This window comes from Fibrella forsythiae (genome assembly GCF_017353175.1).
GTDB classification, from domain to species: Bacteria; Bacteroidota; Bacteroidia; order Cytophagales; family Spirosomataceae; genus Fibrella; species Fibrella forsythiae.
The window spans coordinates 820,259-835,110 of record NZ_JAFMYW010000001.1; the positions used below are offsets into that span (position 1 = coordinate 820,259).

The following is a 14,852-nucleotide window of genomic DNA, read 5'->3' on the forward strand; positions in this document are numbered from 1 at the left end:
ATACGAGTCTTTCAATTACGATAAATGAGCCGGCCTATCCCTGTGGCCGTGCATCATGCAGCCACTCATCATGTACTCAACAACCCAGATGAAAAACCTTCGAATTGCCCTTGACTGGACAGCCAATACAAACCATACCGGCTTTTTTGTTGCCCGAGAGCTGGGTTTCTACGCTGATCAGGCTATTGAGTTGACCCTGATAACACCCGCCGACGATGCGTATGCTACCACACCCGCCAAAAAGCTGGAGTTGGGGCAGGTCGATTTCGCACTGGCTCCATTCGAGAGCATCATCAGCCTGCACACCAAACCTAAGCCGGTGGCCGTGAAAGCGATTGCGGCCCTTTTGCAGGAAGATCTCAGCGCAATTGTGGCGCTCGCTTCGAGTCACATCACTCGCCCAGGCGAGCTGGATGGACGTACCTACGCCTCGTATAAAGCCCGCTATGAAGATTCGATCATTCAGCAGATGATTGTGAACGATGGCGGCAAAGGCGATATACAGCTACAATACCCCGATAAGCTCGGCATCTGGAACACACTGCTGACAAACGCCGCAGACTCAACCTGGATTTTCGATAACTGGGAAGGCGTTGAGGCCGAAACGGCAGGTATTCAACTCACCAAATTCAGGCTGGCCGACTATCAGATACCCTATGCTTACTCGCCCGCGCTAATGGCCACACAAGCCGCAATTGAGCAGAACAACGCACTATATAATGCTTTTCTGAGCGCGACCAAACAAGGCTTTCTGTATGCGAAAGCAAACCCGGAGGAAGCCGTAGATATTCTTCGGCAGGTTGTTCCCGAGCGCGACAGGCAGGCGATCGATCTGTTGAAAAGCCAGACGTATACGGCAGCTTATTACGGCGACGAAAGCAATTGGGGTAAGATGGACGCGAGCCGGATCCAGCGTTTTGTCGACTGGTTACATGAGCAGGGACTGGAAAACACCCCGCCTGATGTTCAGAACCTGTTTACGAATGAACTGATCGAGTAAGCCCGCCCGGATGTTGCGGTTGTCTTTTAAGCCCGATCAATCTTTTGAAGCAGGGCCAGTCATGGAGGAACACCCCCTTGCATGCCTGGCCCTGAATGAGGCTATTCGAACTGCTTTACGTTCAGAACTTTCCTGTCTGTCGTCGATTTGCGTACGCCTTTGTCCCTCAGCATCTGACCTATACCAGTTGCCAGTTCAATAGAGGCTTCGATCTCTGCCTTACGAATGGCAACACTTTCAATATTAAAACCGAAAGGGATAGAGCGTTCCATACACAATGTGGTCAGCGCCGAAGCAATGTCGAGGCATAACCTGACCGATTTTTCGAGAATGTCTTCCGACACTTTCAGCTCTTCCTTTAAGTCTTCCGGCACATGAATGCCCAGCCATTCCATAAAGTGGAGTGTCTTGACTGATCCACAGGCGGTGAGCGTGAAGATGATTGTCGGTGGAGAAACCTGTTGCCGGTTACAGCGAAGCGTAAGGTCTTCGATCACTTGTTTGGCGTAGTCGAGATTGAATACGCATTGGGAGATGAAGTACGATACCCCGCAGCTCATCTTATCCAGTATCCTGACATCCTCATCGTTCAGGAGATTATGCCTTTCAGGAATGGTTACCGCCCCGATAACGGATGTATCCTTATGCTTGCTCCAGATCTCGTAGGCTTCCGGCAGGCTCGTTTTCACCGGGAAATCAGGGGCGGGTACACCCACAAAAACAGGGTAAAGGCGGTGTTCGTGGAGTTCCTCCAGCCAGTCGGACAGTTCGTCGGGCGAAAATTTACCGGCAGGGCGATAGATGATTTTGGGGATAGACAACGTACCCAGATGGGCGGAAGCAAACGTAAGCGGATCAAGCGCCGTGATAAACGGAAAAGGCCTCTCTTCGGTCGTTCGGGCCGACTCATCCTGTACATCGTACACCACGAGGGCATCAATATCCAGGCTGGCGAGCCGCTCAACGGTTTTCTGGGCAATTTCGGCAACTCGTTCAGGTTGAGTATTGGCTTTCGGTGGTGTGATGCCATACAGCATCACGCCTGATTCTGCGGATTTAATCTTCTCCAGAAACATCAATAGGGTAGTCTTTTAGTAGCTTAGCTCAGTGAGAAATAGTAGAAGCGCCGGGGCATTCTGATGCTGAAACACCAAAAGTACTGATATCCGTACAAGTCAACATTCTGTCGGCCTGATGAAAGATCGATTTATCAACCGATCTCAATGCTGAACAGGGTACGGTTCACCACAGTCGCTTCGATCAGCGCGTTACTTCTGTCAGTAGCGGCCTTGCGGTGCGCTACCAGAGCCAGCCGACGTACCTGCGCTGAATACCGGTTGAAAACTTAACGCCCGCTGTTGTGTTCATGACATGTAAAACACGTCAATTGGCCCGTTATTAGGGAAATGGAAAAAACACCATCCACAATATGGGATCAGCTGGGCAATTTGCTCGTACCGAAACGGCAGGTAACTACACCCCGTACGGTATCGAATGAGCAGATTCTTCATGAACTGATCCGCTGTTTCGAAACCTCACTGAACCGGGAAAGCATTGGCACCAGCCTGCTTTTTGATGCCAGTTACGTGGTCATCCTGCATCCGGCCAGTTATGCCGAACGGCTGGCCGCACTGCCTGTTATTGTCAACGAGGCCGTGAATGCGTTTAGCGAAGAACTAAAAAAACGCAACCAGCCCCCCAACCGAATTGTCACGGTTGCGTCGCACTGGCATTTTAAATTCGGGCCAGGCACGGAGTTTGATAACAGGCCGATCACCCCCGCCGATGTGGAAGTGATCGGTTCGTTGACCGGGGCTTCGCTCGAGAATGACAGTGTATTGAGCCCCAAAGCAGGAAGTATCAATTTGAAGGCAACCCGGAAGGTAAAGAACACGAATGTATACGACAAACTGGATCTGAATCTACCCGCATTCAGCCATATCGACTTCCGCGAACCAGGTGCTTTTGCCGTTCGGATCGATCCTGCGCTCCTGCATCCGGTAGTTGAGCAGATCGACGCTGTTGTGCAGCCAGCGCCACAACCGGCACCGGCCGCTCCTGCACCAGGCCCTGTTCGCCCCGACGCACTGGCCCGAATTGATTGTTATATGGCTGACCAGAACACCGAAGAAACGTATTGGATGAAAGACCGGGAGATTGTGGTTGCCCGCCGAGAACCCGACAATGAACTGTTCACCAACTACATCCGGTTAGCATCGCCCTATGTATCGAACCCCCATGCCCGGATTCGGTACAATGAAGCAGCCGATGCGTTTCAGCTGGCATCGTTTAGCCGACATGAAACCCGGCTGAATGAAGTGGTTGTCTCTAAAAGTGAACCCGGAAATCCGGACTGGGTTGACCTGCCCAGCGCGTCGCAGATTTTACTGAATGGCGTGGTCACATTAACGTTTCAACGGATTGCATAAGTGATGATCGACCAAATTACGGCCCTATTATTGTTTGGCTTCGTCCTGATGATTCTTATCCGTCACTTTCGGAACCTGCCTAGATAGCCTACTCAGTACATTCATTTCGCTTCTACCGGGAGGGCAGTACCCGTTTGAGAAATGGCAGGTTGTTTACAACGTATGCACCCAACGTGTACTGAACGCAGGAGAACGCCGATGTGAAGTAACTAACAGCCCAATGACCAGTACATTACCCATTTTCGGGCAGACAGACGTCGGTCGGTCTCGCCACGATAATCAGGATACCTATATCAGCCAGCCACTCTGGTCAGCACAAGATGCCCTTCTGGTCGTTATTGATGGCGTTGGTGGATATGCGGGTGGTGCAGAAGCCGCCGCCCTGGCCAAAGACTCCATTGTGCAGTACATGGCCACGCCAACCGGCGATACCCTGACCATGCTGCGCGAAGCTGTGATTCACGCCAATAACCAGATTGTCAGACAACGCCGGCAAGACCCTTCGCTGGGGCGCATGTGTTGTGTGCTCACCGCTGCGGTGGCCGATGCAGCAACCAACAAATTACTCTTCGTGCACGTGGGCGACACGCGCCTGTACCGGTTTCGGCACCAGCAGCTCGACAAGCTAACCCACGACCATTCGCTTGTAGGCCTTCGGGAAGATGCCAACCAGCTGACCGAGCGCGAAGCCATGCGCCACCCCCGCCGCAATGAAATCCTGCGTAACGTTGGCTCAGAAGCCCACCGCGTTGATGACCCTGATTTTCTGGAATCAGATGAGACCGATTTTTTGCCGGGCGATTTGCTGCTGCTGTGCAGCGACGGCCTGACGGATATGCTCACCCGCGCCGAGATAACTGACATTCTGACCCAGACTACTGGCGCCGATGAGCAGATCGCCGAGTTGATCCGGCAGGCCAATGACCGGGGCGGTCAAGACAATATCACGGTAGTGCTGGCGCAGCATCCGTTGCCCGGCCCTGTGTCAGATAAGGTAACTCCGGAACGGGTACGTACCCGCGACCGGCCAACTATGCTACCAGCCAACGTACCTGGCCCAACGCGGGAACCAGCACCGAAACGTACCTGGAAGCCCTGGCTGCTCGTTTTAGGAATGCTGGTTGTGGTGGGGCTGATACAGCTGGAACGGATGAACGACCCGCCACAACCCGCCAGCCCGGTACAAACACCCCCGGCCGATACAGGCTCAGCCGCGCCCTCGGGCCTGTCTCCTGTTCGCTCTGACTCGTCTGGCACCAATAATGCAACTACTCAACCCGATTCAATCCGTCAAAAGCGGTAGACCATGCCAACTGTTAGTTTTAACACAAATTTTCCGGGCTACGACGTATTGGGCGAAATTGGGCGCAGCAATGCGCGCGTGCTCAAAGCCCGGCACCTGGCTACGGGCGACCTGGTAGCCATAAAGCATTTCGCCCTGAATACCGATGCCGATACATTACGCCGGTTCCAGCGCGAATCGGAGATCATGACCCGAATGGCGCACCCCAATATTGTCCGGGTGCGTGAAGTCCGGCTCGAAGCTGATCTGCCCTACATTGTACTCGATTATATTGAAGGTGGTAACGTGCGGCAACTGATTACCGAGCAGGGCTGCTTATCCGTTGAACTGACCATCCGGCTGGGGTTGCAGGTGATCAACGCGTTCCGGCTGATCCATGCGCAGGGAATCGTTCATCGCGATGTTAAGCCTGAAAACATTCTGTATCATCGGCTGGCAAGCGGCGAGCTGCATTTCCTGTTGACAGACTTCGGCGTGGCACGCCTGCACGAACAGCCTGTGACAATGACCGGTCAGTCGCTGATGACCTACGAATATGCCGCACCCGAGCAGTTCGACAACCCGCGCAACGTTACCGAAGCGGTTGACTACTACGGGCTTGGCGTTGTCTTCTACGAATGCCTGACGGGCAAAGTTCCGTTCGCCATGCGGGGTGAAACCGGAATCGTGACGTTTATGAACGCCGTTCTGACCACGCCCCCGCCCACACCAGTTATTCCGTCGAACCAACCGATACCCCCCAGTTTAGCGAATCTGGTAAAACAGTTATTGGTCAAAGTCCCTGCCGAACGACTACATAACCCCGACGGCGTACGCCTGGCGCTGAAACAGGCTGAAGTAGAGCAGTTACACTACGAAAATGGACCAGCCACAACCAGTGTTCCGCCTGCACCGGTCAACCGGACAGAATCCTATACACCACCCGCTTCAACAGGAACTTCTCCCGCCACGGCTACTCTGTCACGTACGGCTGGTCATGAGCATCCGGTCCGGCCAGCCGATCAGTTGGCCACCCGCCGCCGCCGCAGCTTACTGCCCATCGCCTTCTTGGTAGGGGCTCTCCTGCTGGCAAGCCTGGGTGCTTACTGGTTCTTTAATCGGCCAACCAGTACACCCGCGACGACATCAACGCCAACTCAACCAGCCCAAACGCAGGAAGATGCAGGTAGTGACGATCTTCCCCTGACCGATACCTCTGACGAAGATGGACCAGCTGCGACCACCGATTCAACAGCCGCTACAGGTCAATTGCCACCGAGTGTAAAACAGGTGCATACCGAAGCGGCTCGGCGACTCTACGAAGAGCAGGTTGCCCAGGCCACTCAACAACTCACCGTTGAGGCTTTTGGCGGAAAAACCGGGTTGCTCGGGGGGGTCAGAGGATTGAGTATTCAACTACGGAACCTCTCGTCTATTACCTTCACGCAGGTAGCGGTCAAGGTGAAATACATCAAGGAAAGCGGTGATCTTTACAAATCGACCGTGATGTATTTCAACCAGCTTGGTCCAAATGCCACTATCGTTCGGGTGGCGCCCGACAGTCCGCGCGGTACCCGGTTCAGGGCGGAAGTTCTGCGAGCCGACGCTGCCAACCCCGATAGTATTGCCACAACGCCTCTATCCCGCTGATCGTCAATGCCAACAGTTAGTTTTAACACACACCTTCCCGATTATGAAGTGCTGGCCGAACTGGGTCGGGGTAATACGCGGGTGTTGAAAGCCCGGCACGTACCCACGGGCGATATCGTTGCCATCAAGCAATACGCCTTCGCTACCGATGACGATACACTCCGGCGGTTTGAGCGCGAATCGCAGATCATGACCCAGATCAATCACCCCAATGTAGTTCGGGTGCGCGAGGTACAACTGGGTGCCGCCATGCCCTATGTGGTGATGGACTTTGTGGAAGGCGGTGATCTGCGCAGCCTGCTTCGTCAGGCGGGGCATCTGGATATACCGACCACAATCCGGCTTGGCTTACAGTTGACGGAAGCGTTCCGGGCCATGCACCCGCTGCACGTGATTCACCGCGATGTAAAGCCCGAAAACGTGTTGTATCGCCGGTTGGTGAGTGGTGAGCTACACTTTCTGCTCACCGATTTCGGCATCGCCAAACTGCGGGCCGATGATAGTGCACGCACCCGGACCGGCCAGTCGCTGATGACCTACGAATACGCGGCTCCCGAACAGTTCGACAATCCACGGCAGGTAGACGAAGCCGCTGATTATTATGCACTTGGAGCCGTTCTGTACGAATGTGTTACGGGCCACGTTCCCTTTGTGCTGCACCACGAAAACGGGTTGGGCGGGTTCATGAATCAGGTGCTGACAGCTCCGATCCCCACGCCTGTACTGCCAAACGGACAAGCCTTACCACCTAGTCTGGGTACGTTGCTGATGGCTCTGCTAACCCGAAACCCAGCCAACCGATTGCGAAACCCCGACCAGTTGGAGTTATTGCTCGAACAAAGCCGGGTTGAACACCTGAAAGCGGGTCGGTCCGGGCAGCCATCACCCCATTCGTTTCACCAAACAGTGGCAGGGCCTGTTACGGCGGCGGCGGCGCCCGTTGACGATGAAGCTCCCCACGATGACTACGTACCCGACGACGATTCGGGCATCAGCAGCGGTACCTGGTGGGGCATTGGCGGCATTGTGGTAGCCATTAGCCTCGCAACTGGCCTCTACCTGTATTCTGACCGGGAAACGCCCGCCAACCCGGCAAACCAGATCGATTCAACGATGCTGATGCAGCCGAGCACCACGCCCATTGAGCCAGATTCGACCGAAACGGCACCCGTTGACGATGAGCCAGAAGCAGAGACCGTTACCAATCAGGAAAGTGAGAAGCCTGCCCCTGCCGATACAAGCTCGCGCCAATTACCCGTTATCGATTCAGATACTACCATGGTGCCCGACAGTACGGAGTGATGATTGATCGTAGCAGGCCAACCGGACGGGGGGCTTCATCCCATCATTCATACACTCAACGACCCACTACATGAAGACCTTTTTTTCAGAACGCGGCTATTTGCTGGTGGCAACGGCACTCTTGCTGGCGCTATTCACGCGGTTGTTCATCAACAGACAACCCTTGCTCAACGCGGCCGAGCAGGATTATACCGCCGGCCTCAAGCTGAACCTTCAACCCGGCCTTGGTGCCAACGCCATTCAGCGATTACTCCGGCAAGGGAACTACCTCACCGACTCACGCGATATTGACCTTATTGGCGATTCACTCAGGGCTAAACTCACCCAAAACGGCACACCTGACAATCTGGGAGCCATCAACAAACGGGCGTTTGCCATTCGAACACCGCTCAGCTGGCAAAGCCGGATTGGTGGCAACGATTTCCAGAGCCGTCTACGCGTGTCAAGGCAGCAGATCGGCTTTGATTCGGTACTCTACAACCGGGAAGTAAATAACCCACAGACGTACCCGGCCAGTGTAGGGTCGGGAGGCGGGCAGATGGCCGGGCAGGTTCTCGATTCGTCGCCGGAAGGAAAACCACTGGCCAATGTGCTGGTGCAACTGAAACAACACCGCCCCAACCGCGACCCGGCCAACGATTCACCTGACGACTTTACCTACGCCCGTACCGACGCTGAAGGACGCTTCACCTTTGCCGGCCTGCAAGCCGACGGATCCTACAGCGTTTTACCCCTGAAGCCAGGCTACGAGTTCGGCAGCAGGCGCGGTACATCGAAGTTGGACGGTGCCACGAACTACACCTTCACCGCCCGTCCGCATACCCTACGGCTCATCGGCCCACTGGCCTACGGACAGTTGAAAACCGATCATGCGTTTACGGTACGCACACCACTTGAGTTCCGGCTGGATTTCTGGCTACAGGTTGGCCTGTTTTTTCTGGCATTCTGGGCCGTGCACCTGATCTGGACAATTCGTCATTTTCAGTCCGACCCGCTTCTGTTACCCATTCTGATGCTGCTGACGGGCATTTCCGTGCTGACGCTGTTAGCCATTCAGGACCCCTTGCAGGATACGTTTTACGGCGGTCAGGCCGTGCTCGGCGTTGGGCTGGGGTTAGCCGGGCTGACCCTCGTTTCGCAACTAAACATCGGCAAATTCTACACCCGCTGGTGGTTCGATCCGTTGGCCAACTTCCGCCGAAAGTCTATTTTCCGCCTCACCGGCTGGACCTGGCTCCTGCTCGCTTTTGGGCTGGCGGGGCTGACACTGGCCTTTGGAACGGGGCCGGAGGGCAGTGGCGTACGGGTAAACCTACGAATCGGCGGGCTGTTGTTTCAACCCAGCGAACTGACTAAATACCTGATGTTACTCTTTCTGGCGGGCTTTTTTGCGGCCAACGAAGAGCAACTCCGCACCCTGCCCGATCTGCGCTGGCGGTGGCGTATCAGCATCGGCGTGTTCATCGGAACGGGCGTGCTCATGGGCCTTTACCTGCTGCTCGGCGATATGGGTCCGGCCCTGGTTATCGGGTTCACGTTCCTCCTTTTTTACACCATCGCCCGTCAAACGCTGGGTATCACGCTCATGGCCGGCCTGGTGTATGGAGTTGCGCTCTGGCAGTTGCACGGTTTGCCCGCTACGCTTGTCGGCCTGGTGGGTGCCATTGGCCTGCTTATCTGGAAAGGGCACGCCCGCACCGCCACATCCACCGGCTGGCTGGCCCTGCTGGCCGAAGGCCCGGTGTTGTTGGTGCTGGTACTTGCCGCTTTTGCCTTCGGCGATCAGATTCCCGTTGTGGGCGACCGACTGGCCGACCGGAAGGCGATGTGGCTCAGCCCCTGGAACAACGATGTCTACGGCGGCGATCACCTGGCGCACAGCTTCTGGACCCTGGCAACCGGCGGCTGGACCGGTCAAGGGTTGGGTAAAGGCTTTGCTACGGCCATGCCCGCCGCCCATACCGACATGATTCTGCCCAGTCTGGCCGAGGAGCTTGGCTGGGTGGGGCTGGTGTCTGTTTGCCTGTTGCTCTTCATGCTCCTGCACCGGATTTTGCTTCATGCGCGCCGGGCGGGCCAACCGTTCAGTTTTTACCTCTGCGCGGGTATTGCCCTGGCAACGGGCGTTCAGTTCCTGCTCATTGCCGGCGGGTCGCTCGGCCTGGTGCCGCTTACCGGCATTTCGGTGCCTTTTCTGAGCTACGGAAACGTGTCGCTCATCATCAATCTCACGGCAATGGGCGTGGTATTCTCCATCGCCAGCCGACCGGGTCAGGCGGTACAGCATACGTACCTGGACCAGCATTATGACCCCGTTCTGGCCACGGGTATTGCCGGTTTCCTAATTGGCTCGCTGGTGTTGGTAGGCCGGGCGGGCGAAGTATCGCTGTTAAACTGGGCCGACTACATTGTCAGGCCCAGCCGGGTGCTTAGTCGGGATGGCTTACCCGTATACAGTTATAATCCACGCATTAACCGAATTACAGATGCCCTCGCCGCAGGTACGTTATATGACCGGAGCGGACGAATTCTGGCGACTAGTTCGCCCGATTCAGTACGCCGCAATATGCCGCAACTCCGGCAGGCAGGGCTGGATGCCGCCAACGTCACCAAACTAACCACCAGGCGCTTACAGCGTTTTTATCCGTTCGGTGAGCAGCTTTTCTACATGGTCGGCGATGCCAACACGCGGCTGTTCTGGGGGCAGCAGAATGGCTATTTCGCCGAAGCCGCTCACCTCAGCGACCTGCGCGGTTTCGATAATCACCCCCGTCAGAATACGCTGCTTACCACCCGTTATAAAGCCGACCGCTTCACACCGGCCATCAATCGGGCACTGACCTTACCCCTCTACGACTACCGCGAACTGGCTCCGGCCGTTAGATCGGGGATCGACGGGCGGGTGGTAGAAGAACACAAAGCCCGGAACCGGGACTTGCAGTTGAGCATCGATGCCGCATTACAGGTTGATATTCAGAAGGCCCTGGCCCAATCTGATTATAACGACAAACGACTGTCAGTGGCAGTTCTGGACGCTGCTTCGGGCGAGGTACTGGCTTCGGCGATGTATCCGCTACCCAATCTACAGCGCCCCGACGAATTAGCCATGCCCGACCGCGAACGGATGCAACTCCCTTACCTGACCACGGAACGTGACCTGGCAATGACGTACCCAACCGCGCCCGGATCAACCGCCAAGATCATGACGGCAACGGCAGCGCTCAATAAACTGGGCATGGCCGGGGCCGACGTGACGTTCCCGATTAGCTGTGGCGAGATTATCCGGCGTGGCAAAACCGAAAGTGAACCCTGCGGCGGGCGGGTCGATATGCGGCAGGCGATCGTGCGGTCGAGCAACGTGTATTTTATTCGCATTGCCAACGAGTATTCGCTGGATAATGAACTGGCCAAACTGTATCTGAGCACCGGCATGAACGTCGATTATGTGGGTGGTTACTCCTTTGCCGACACCCGCTCGGCCACCGACGAGGCCCGCATTCTGAAACACTGGCACGATTCCTCGTTTGTGGTCCGCCGTAATCTGTACAAAAGCCTGGTTTACCCCCGGCGGTATCGGAGTGAGTTTTCTGGCTTGGCCTGGGGGCAGGGTCAACTTACCACTACGCCAGCTGGTTTAGCCAGAATGGCGGGCGCTGTAGCCAACAGGGGCATTATGCAACCCTCTCGGTTCGTACTGCGCCGGGCCGGGAAGAACGTACCGCTGGCTAAAGGTGTACCGCTCACTCAACAGCCTGCCGCCGACCTGATCCGCGATTTCATGATCGAACAGTCGAATCCGGGCGGGCGAGCCAAAATCAGCGTCAGCAAGGTGGCGGGTAAAACCGGAACTCCCGAACGGATCGTGATGGGCGAAAAACGCAACGACGGCTGGTACGTCTTTTTTGCGCCCACGCCCAATGGCCGCTCCCACACGGTTACCTGCGTACGCATTGAACTGGGCGAATCCTCGGCCGATGCCGTTAAATTAGCCAACACCCTGATCGCCCCGATTCTGAAAGAACGTGGTTATCTGGGCTCATTCTGACAATGAACAATTAACACCGGGTAGTGTAGCTACACCCACACTGAAATGGTTAATTGTTCATCAATAATTCTTCATTGATACTTGTTCATCGACTATGGCTTTCATCGATACGCTAAAACAGCTATTTGGGCTGGGTACGTACCCGGCCGATCCGCAGGCGCCCGCCAGCCCGGCAACGAACGTACCTGCGCCGAGTTCGTCGGGTATGCCAACGACCCCACGGCAGCGCGAGAATCTGTACCGGTTTATCGTGGAAAAGCTGTCTGCTTATTCCAGCGAAACCGACGGGCTGCCAACGGGACTGACACTCTGGGTACGTTGCCTGGACACGGCCGAAGAAGACCATCTGTCGGTGGCATTGTATGCTGCTCAACCAGGCCACTTCCGCAATGAATTAAGCCGTCATCTGGCCGATCAGTACATTCGACTGGCTCCCGACTGGACGTTCAACTGGCAGTTTGTCCGCGACGAACTGCCAGCCTACTGTACGTACAAACAGGGAAATCTGGGGTTGGAAGTCATTCGCCCCGCGACTGAAAAACCACTGAAAATCCGCATTCGGACGTTGCGCGGCCAAACAACCCAAACCTTCTATATTCTGGACCCTGCCCAGCAAACTGAATTCCGCATCGGTAGGGGCAAATCCGTTGAAACGGCCTCCGGGCGTGTCAGAACAAATGACATTGCTTTTCTGGATTCAGCCGAGACGGGTTTCGACACTGAACGTGGCGAACCAAACAGCAGTGTCAGCCGTCAGCACGCCACGATCCGCTATGACGCAGCTACGCGTCGGTATCGCCTCATGGCTGATGCAGGCGGTTTACCGGCGAACGGAAATAAAACCAAAATCCTCCGCGCCGACGATACCGTTGAGCGTGCCGACCTGCCCGGCGTTGGCTATACCCTCTCGCCCGGTGACCAGATCGAATTAGGCGGCGAGGCTAAACTGCTTCTGGAGTCGATTTGAGCGGCTTCTGCAACTACTATCTTTGCGCCACCATGCGCGATGCCCTCAATCAGCTCGATACAACCTTCTTCCTCGTTCTAAACGGTCTCCACACCCCCTGGCTCGACCCCGTCATGGTGTTGGTTACCGAACGAAATACCTGGATTCCGTTCTACTTGTTGCTGGTGATCTGGCTAGGCCGGCGTTTTGGCTGGCGGGCCGTGGGGCTGGTCGTAACGCTGGCCCTGGCCGTGGCCATCGGCGATCAGGTTTGTTCGTCAGTGCTCAAGCCGCTTACCCTTCGGCTCCGCCCCTGCCATGAGGTAGCCCTGCAACCACTGATTCACCCCGTCATACCCTGTGGCGGCCTGTTTGGCTTCGCTTCGTCACATGCGGCCAACACCTTTGCACTGGCCATGTGCCTGTGGCTACTGTTCGGGCAGCAGTTAACTCACCTGCGCTGGCTGTTTCTGTGGGCCGCCGTGGTCTCCTATAGCCGTATCTACGTGGGTGCCCATTATCCGCTCGACGTGCTGGCCGGAGCCGGTATAGGTACGTTGGCGGCTACCGGTGCTGTATCTTTGTACCACACGCTGGCGGGTGCTGCACAATTGCCCCGCCGCTAACCTCATCGACTAATGTCGTTCGTCTCACTTTCCATTCGCTTCCAATCAGCCGGGATGATTCCGGCACCCTATACCCATTTCTACGAACTAACAGCCCGACCCGCCGGGATGAGTGGGCTGTATATCGACTTCTCCATTACCTATACTGATCGGGAAGAACTTGACGAAGAAGACATTACCGGTGAAGGCTTTACCCTGAACGACGATTTCGCGTGGTCGGGAAAACTCGGAGCAGCCTGGTTACCCGTTGTGCATTCTATTGTGTCGACCACCAAACTGGGGCCGTTTGATGAAACGAAGCTGGGTGAGAAAGACGATTTCCTGGAAGTGACCATCGATACCGGCTACGATGATCCGATGGTTGGTACGCCAACGCAGGCTGAACCGTTTCTGTATGCTATTCAGGAACTTATCCAGGCGATTTACGAAGCCGGAGGGAAAGAAAAACCGTTTGAGCTGAGTTATCTCAGTTTCCAGCGAAGCGGCGATTCGGAAGTGCATCTACAGGCTCAGTTCGCCACCCGGACCGTTAAGCTGATCACCATCCAGAAGGGGCAGGAAACACACAGTGCCCTTCCCTGGGAGCAGCTTCGGACACTCATGGGTGTCGTATTTGCCCATGACTACATCCCCGGCGAAGGCACTGCCAAGCCCCCGAAGCGCGATGGCCACTACCTGGACGTAGGGGGCGATGAGTGGTACGATATCGGCCCACTCGACGACGTACATGAAGCCCTGTCGGCGTTGCTGGTGTAAGTCACTCAATTACGTACCCAGCAACCGGAACGTACCTGACCACCCCGAAATACTTGTTTCCTTGTTTCAACAAGACCGGCTGTCAGCAGCGCATCGGGCCAGTTGGTCCATTTCTGCACGGGTATGCCAGCGGTGAACGTGAAGAAGCGGAGCATGAGCCACATGTACGCCCGTTGCCAGCAGGCGTTGGGGCGGGCAAAGTCTGTGACAATCAGCTGTCCGTTGGGTTTGAGGTGACTAAGTAGCTTGGGCAACATCTGTACTTGCAGCGTCTCAGCAGGGTAAATATCCAGCACAAACGGAAGCAGGATGCAATCGAACTGCTCTTGTTCAGCAATACCCGCTTCTGTTCCGATAAGGAAGGTGACTGGTGCGCCGGGCTGGGTACGTTGCCTGGCTTTGGCCATCATCGCAGCCGACGCTTCTACGTATAGAATATGGCCTGGCTGTTGGGCCAGCAGGGAGGGCAGTGTGATGCCGGTTCCGCCGCCTAACAGCAATACCCGGCCACCCAAACGTACCTGCTCAATTCCCCATTGCTGCGCCCGAATCAATGCCCGGCCGAACATCAGTTGAGCCAGCAGATCATAGAAAGGGGCAACAGAATCGAAAGTCATCGGGCGCAAAAACGTATCCAGAAAGAGAGAATCGGATAAAGAATCTATGGTATTATACCCGAAAACGAAGGGTTGACATGGGAACAAATTGTACTTTTTCAATAAAACGAATCTTTTTAAAAGTCAATTTCGTTCTATAAGTGGTAACGGGTATCCAACAGATTCAGGATAGATACCTCATTGTCAACGAACTAACAAT

General features: G+C 55.6%; 11 protein-coding genes. 9 read left to right on the forward strand and 2 right to left on the reverse strand.

The features are described 5' to 3' along the window. Positions 1-88: 88 nt before the first annotated feature. Positions 89-1,000: an ABC transporter substrate-binding protein gene (locus J2I46_RS03950; RefSeq protein ID WP_207327622.1), complete on the forward strand. Its 912-nt coding sequence runs from the start codon at positions 89-91 to the stop codon at positions 998-1,000. Positions 1,001-1,101: 101 nt separating this feature from the next. Here the strand turns inward: J2I46_RS03950 and J2I46_RS03955 are convergent, their stop codons facing one another. After that, positions 1,102-2,076, reverse strand: coding sequence for a methylenetetrahydrofolate reductase (locus J2I46_RS03955; protein ID WP_207327623.1), 975 nt, complete (start codon positions 2,074-2,076; stop codon positions 1,102-1,104). Positions 2,077-2,406: 330 nt separating this feature from the next. Here J2I46_RS03955 and J2I46_RS03960 point away from each other — a divergent pair, with 330 nt between their 5' ends. From J2I46_RS03960 to J2I46_RS03995, 8 genes are all read left to right on the forward strand, one after another. Next, positions 2,407-3,429 carry an FHA domain-containing protein gene (locus tag J2I46_RS03960; protein WP_207327624.1) on the forward strand — a complete coding sequence of 341 codons (1,023 nt, stop codon included), beginning with the start codon at positions 2,407-2,409 and terminating at the stop codon, positions 3,427-3,429. 220 nt (positions 3,430-3,649) lie between these two features. Beyond that, positions 3,650-4,732: a PP2C family protein-serine/threonine phosphatase gene (locus J2I46_RS03965; RefSeq protein ID WP_207327625.1), complete on the forward strand. Its 1,083-nt coding sequence runs from the start codon at positions 3,650-3,652 to the stop codon at positions 4,730-4,732. A gap of 3 nt (positions 4,733-4,735) precedes the next feature. Beyond that, positions 4,736-6,361 (forward strand): serine/threonine-protein kinase, encoded by a 1,626-nt coding sequence (locus tag J2I46_RS03970; RefSeq protein ID WP_207327626.1) that lies wholly within the window; start codon positions 4,736-4,738, stop codon positions 6,359-6,361. 6 nt (positions 6,362-6,367) lie between these two features. Next, positions 6,368-7,663 (forward strand): serine/threonine-protein kinase, encoded by a 1,296-nt coding sequence (locus J2I46_RS03975; RefSeq protein ID WP_207327627.1) that lies wholly within the window; start codon positions 6,368-6,370, stop codon positions 7,661-7,663. 70 nt (positions 7,664-7,733) lie between these two features. Continuing rightward, positions 7,734-11,708, forward strand: coding sequence for an FtsW/RodA/SpoVE family cell cycle protein (locus J2I46_RS03980; RefSeq protein ID WP_207327628.1), 3,975 nt, complete (start codon positions 7,734-7,736; stop codon positions 11,706-11,708). Between the two features lie 94 nt (positions 11,709-11,802). Further along, positions 11,803-12,675, forward strand: a complete 873-nt coding sequence (locus tag J2I46_RS03985; RefSeq protein ID WP_207327629.1) for an FHA domain-containing protein — start codon at positions 11,803-11,805, stop codon at positions 12,673-12,675. Positions 12,676-12,707: 32 nt separating this feature from the next. Continuing rightward, the gene (locus tag J2I46_RS03990) at positions 12,708-13,280 is read left to right on the forward strand and encodes a phosphatase PAP2 family protein (RefSeq protein ID WP_207327630.1); all 573 of its coding nucleotides are present in this window, start codon (positions 12,708-12,710) and stop codon (positions 13,278-13,280) included. A 12-nt stretch (positions 13,281-13,292) separates the two neighbouring features. Continuing rightward, positions 13,293-14,036 carry a hypothetical protein gene (locus tag J2I46_RS03995; protein WP_207327631.1) on the forward strand — a complete coding sequence of 248 codons (744 nt, stop codon included), beginning with the start codon at positions 13,293-13,295 and terminating at the stop codon, positions 14,034-14,036. Positions 14,037-14,041: 5 nt separating this feature from the next. On the opposite strand, the gene J2I46_RS04000 is transcribed toward J2I46_RS03995, so the two are convergent. Further along, a complete protein-coding gene (locus tag J2I46_RS04000) occupies positions 14,042-14,653 on the reverse strand; it encodes a class I SAM-dependent methyltransferase (RefSeq protein WP_207327633.1) in 612 nt (203 codons plus the stop codon). Between the last annotated feature and the right edge of the window lie 199 nt (positions 14,654-14,852).

Bases quoted from the DNA above. Each gene is read 5' to 3' on its own strand.
- J2I46_RS03950 (WP_207327622.1), top strand. From the start codon at position 89: ATGAAAAACCTTCGAATTGCCCTTGACTGGACAGCCAATACAAACCAT.
- J2I46_RS03955 (WP_207327623.1), bottom strand. From the start codon at position 2,076: ATGTTTCTGGAGAAGATTAAATCCGCAGAATCAGGCGTGATGCTGTAT.
- J2I46_RS03960 (WP_207327624.1), top strand. From the start codon at position 2,407: ATGGAAAAAACACCATCCACAATATGGGATCAGCTGGGCAATTTGCTC.
- J2I46_RS03965 (WP_207327625.1), top strand. From the start codon at position 3,650: ATGACCAGTACATTACCCATTTTCGGGCAGACAGACGTCGGTCGGTCT.
- J2I46_RS03970 (WP_207327626.1), top strand. From the start codon at position 4,736: ATGCCAACTGTTAGTTTTAACACAAATTTTCCGGGCTACGACGTATTG.
- J2I46_RS03975 (WP_207327627.1), top strand. From the start codon at position 6,368: ATGCCAACAGTTAGTTTTAACACACACCTTCCCGATTATGAAGTGCTG.
- J2I46_RS03980 (WP_207327628.1), top strand. From the start codon at position 7,734: ATGAAGACCTTTTTTTCAGAACGCGGCTATTTGCTGGTGGCAACGGCA.
- J2I46_RS03985 (WP_207327629.1), top strand. From the start codon at position 11,803: ATGGCTTTCATCGATACGCTAAAACAGCTATTTGGGCTGGGTACGTAC.
- J2I46_RS03990 (WP_207327630.1), top strand. From the start codon at position 12,708: ATGCGCGATGCCCTCAATCAGCTCGATACAACCTTCTTCCTCGTTCTA.
- J2I46_RS03995 (WP_207327631.1), top strand. From the start codon at position 13,293: ATGTCGTTCGTCTCACTTTCCATTCGCTTCCAATCAGCCGGGATGATT.
- J2I46_RS04000 (WP_207327633.1), bottom strand. From the start codon at position 14,653: ATGACTTTCGATTCTGTTGCCCCTTTCTATGATCTGCTGGCTCAACTG.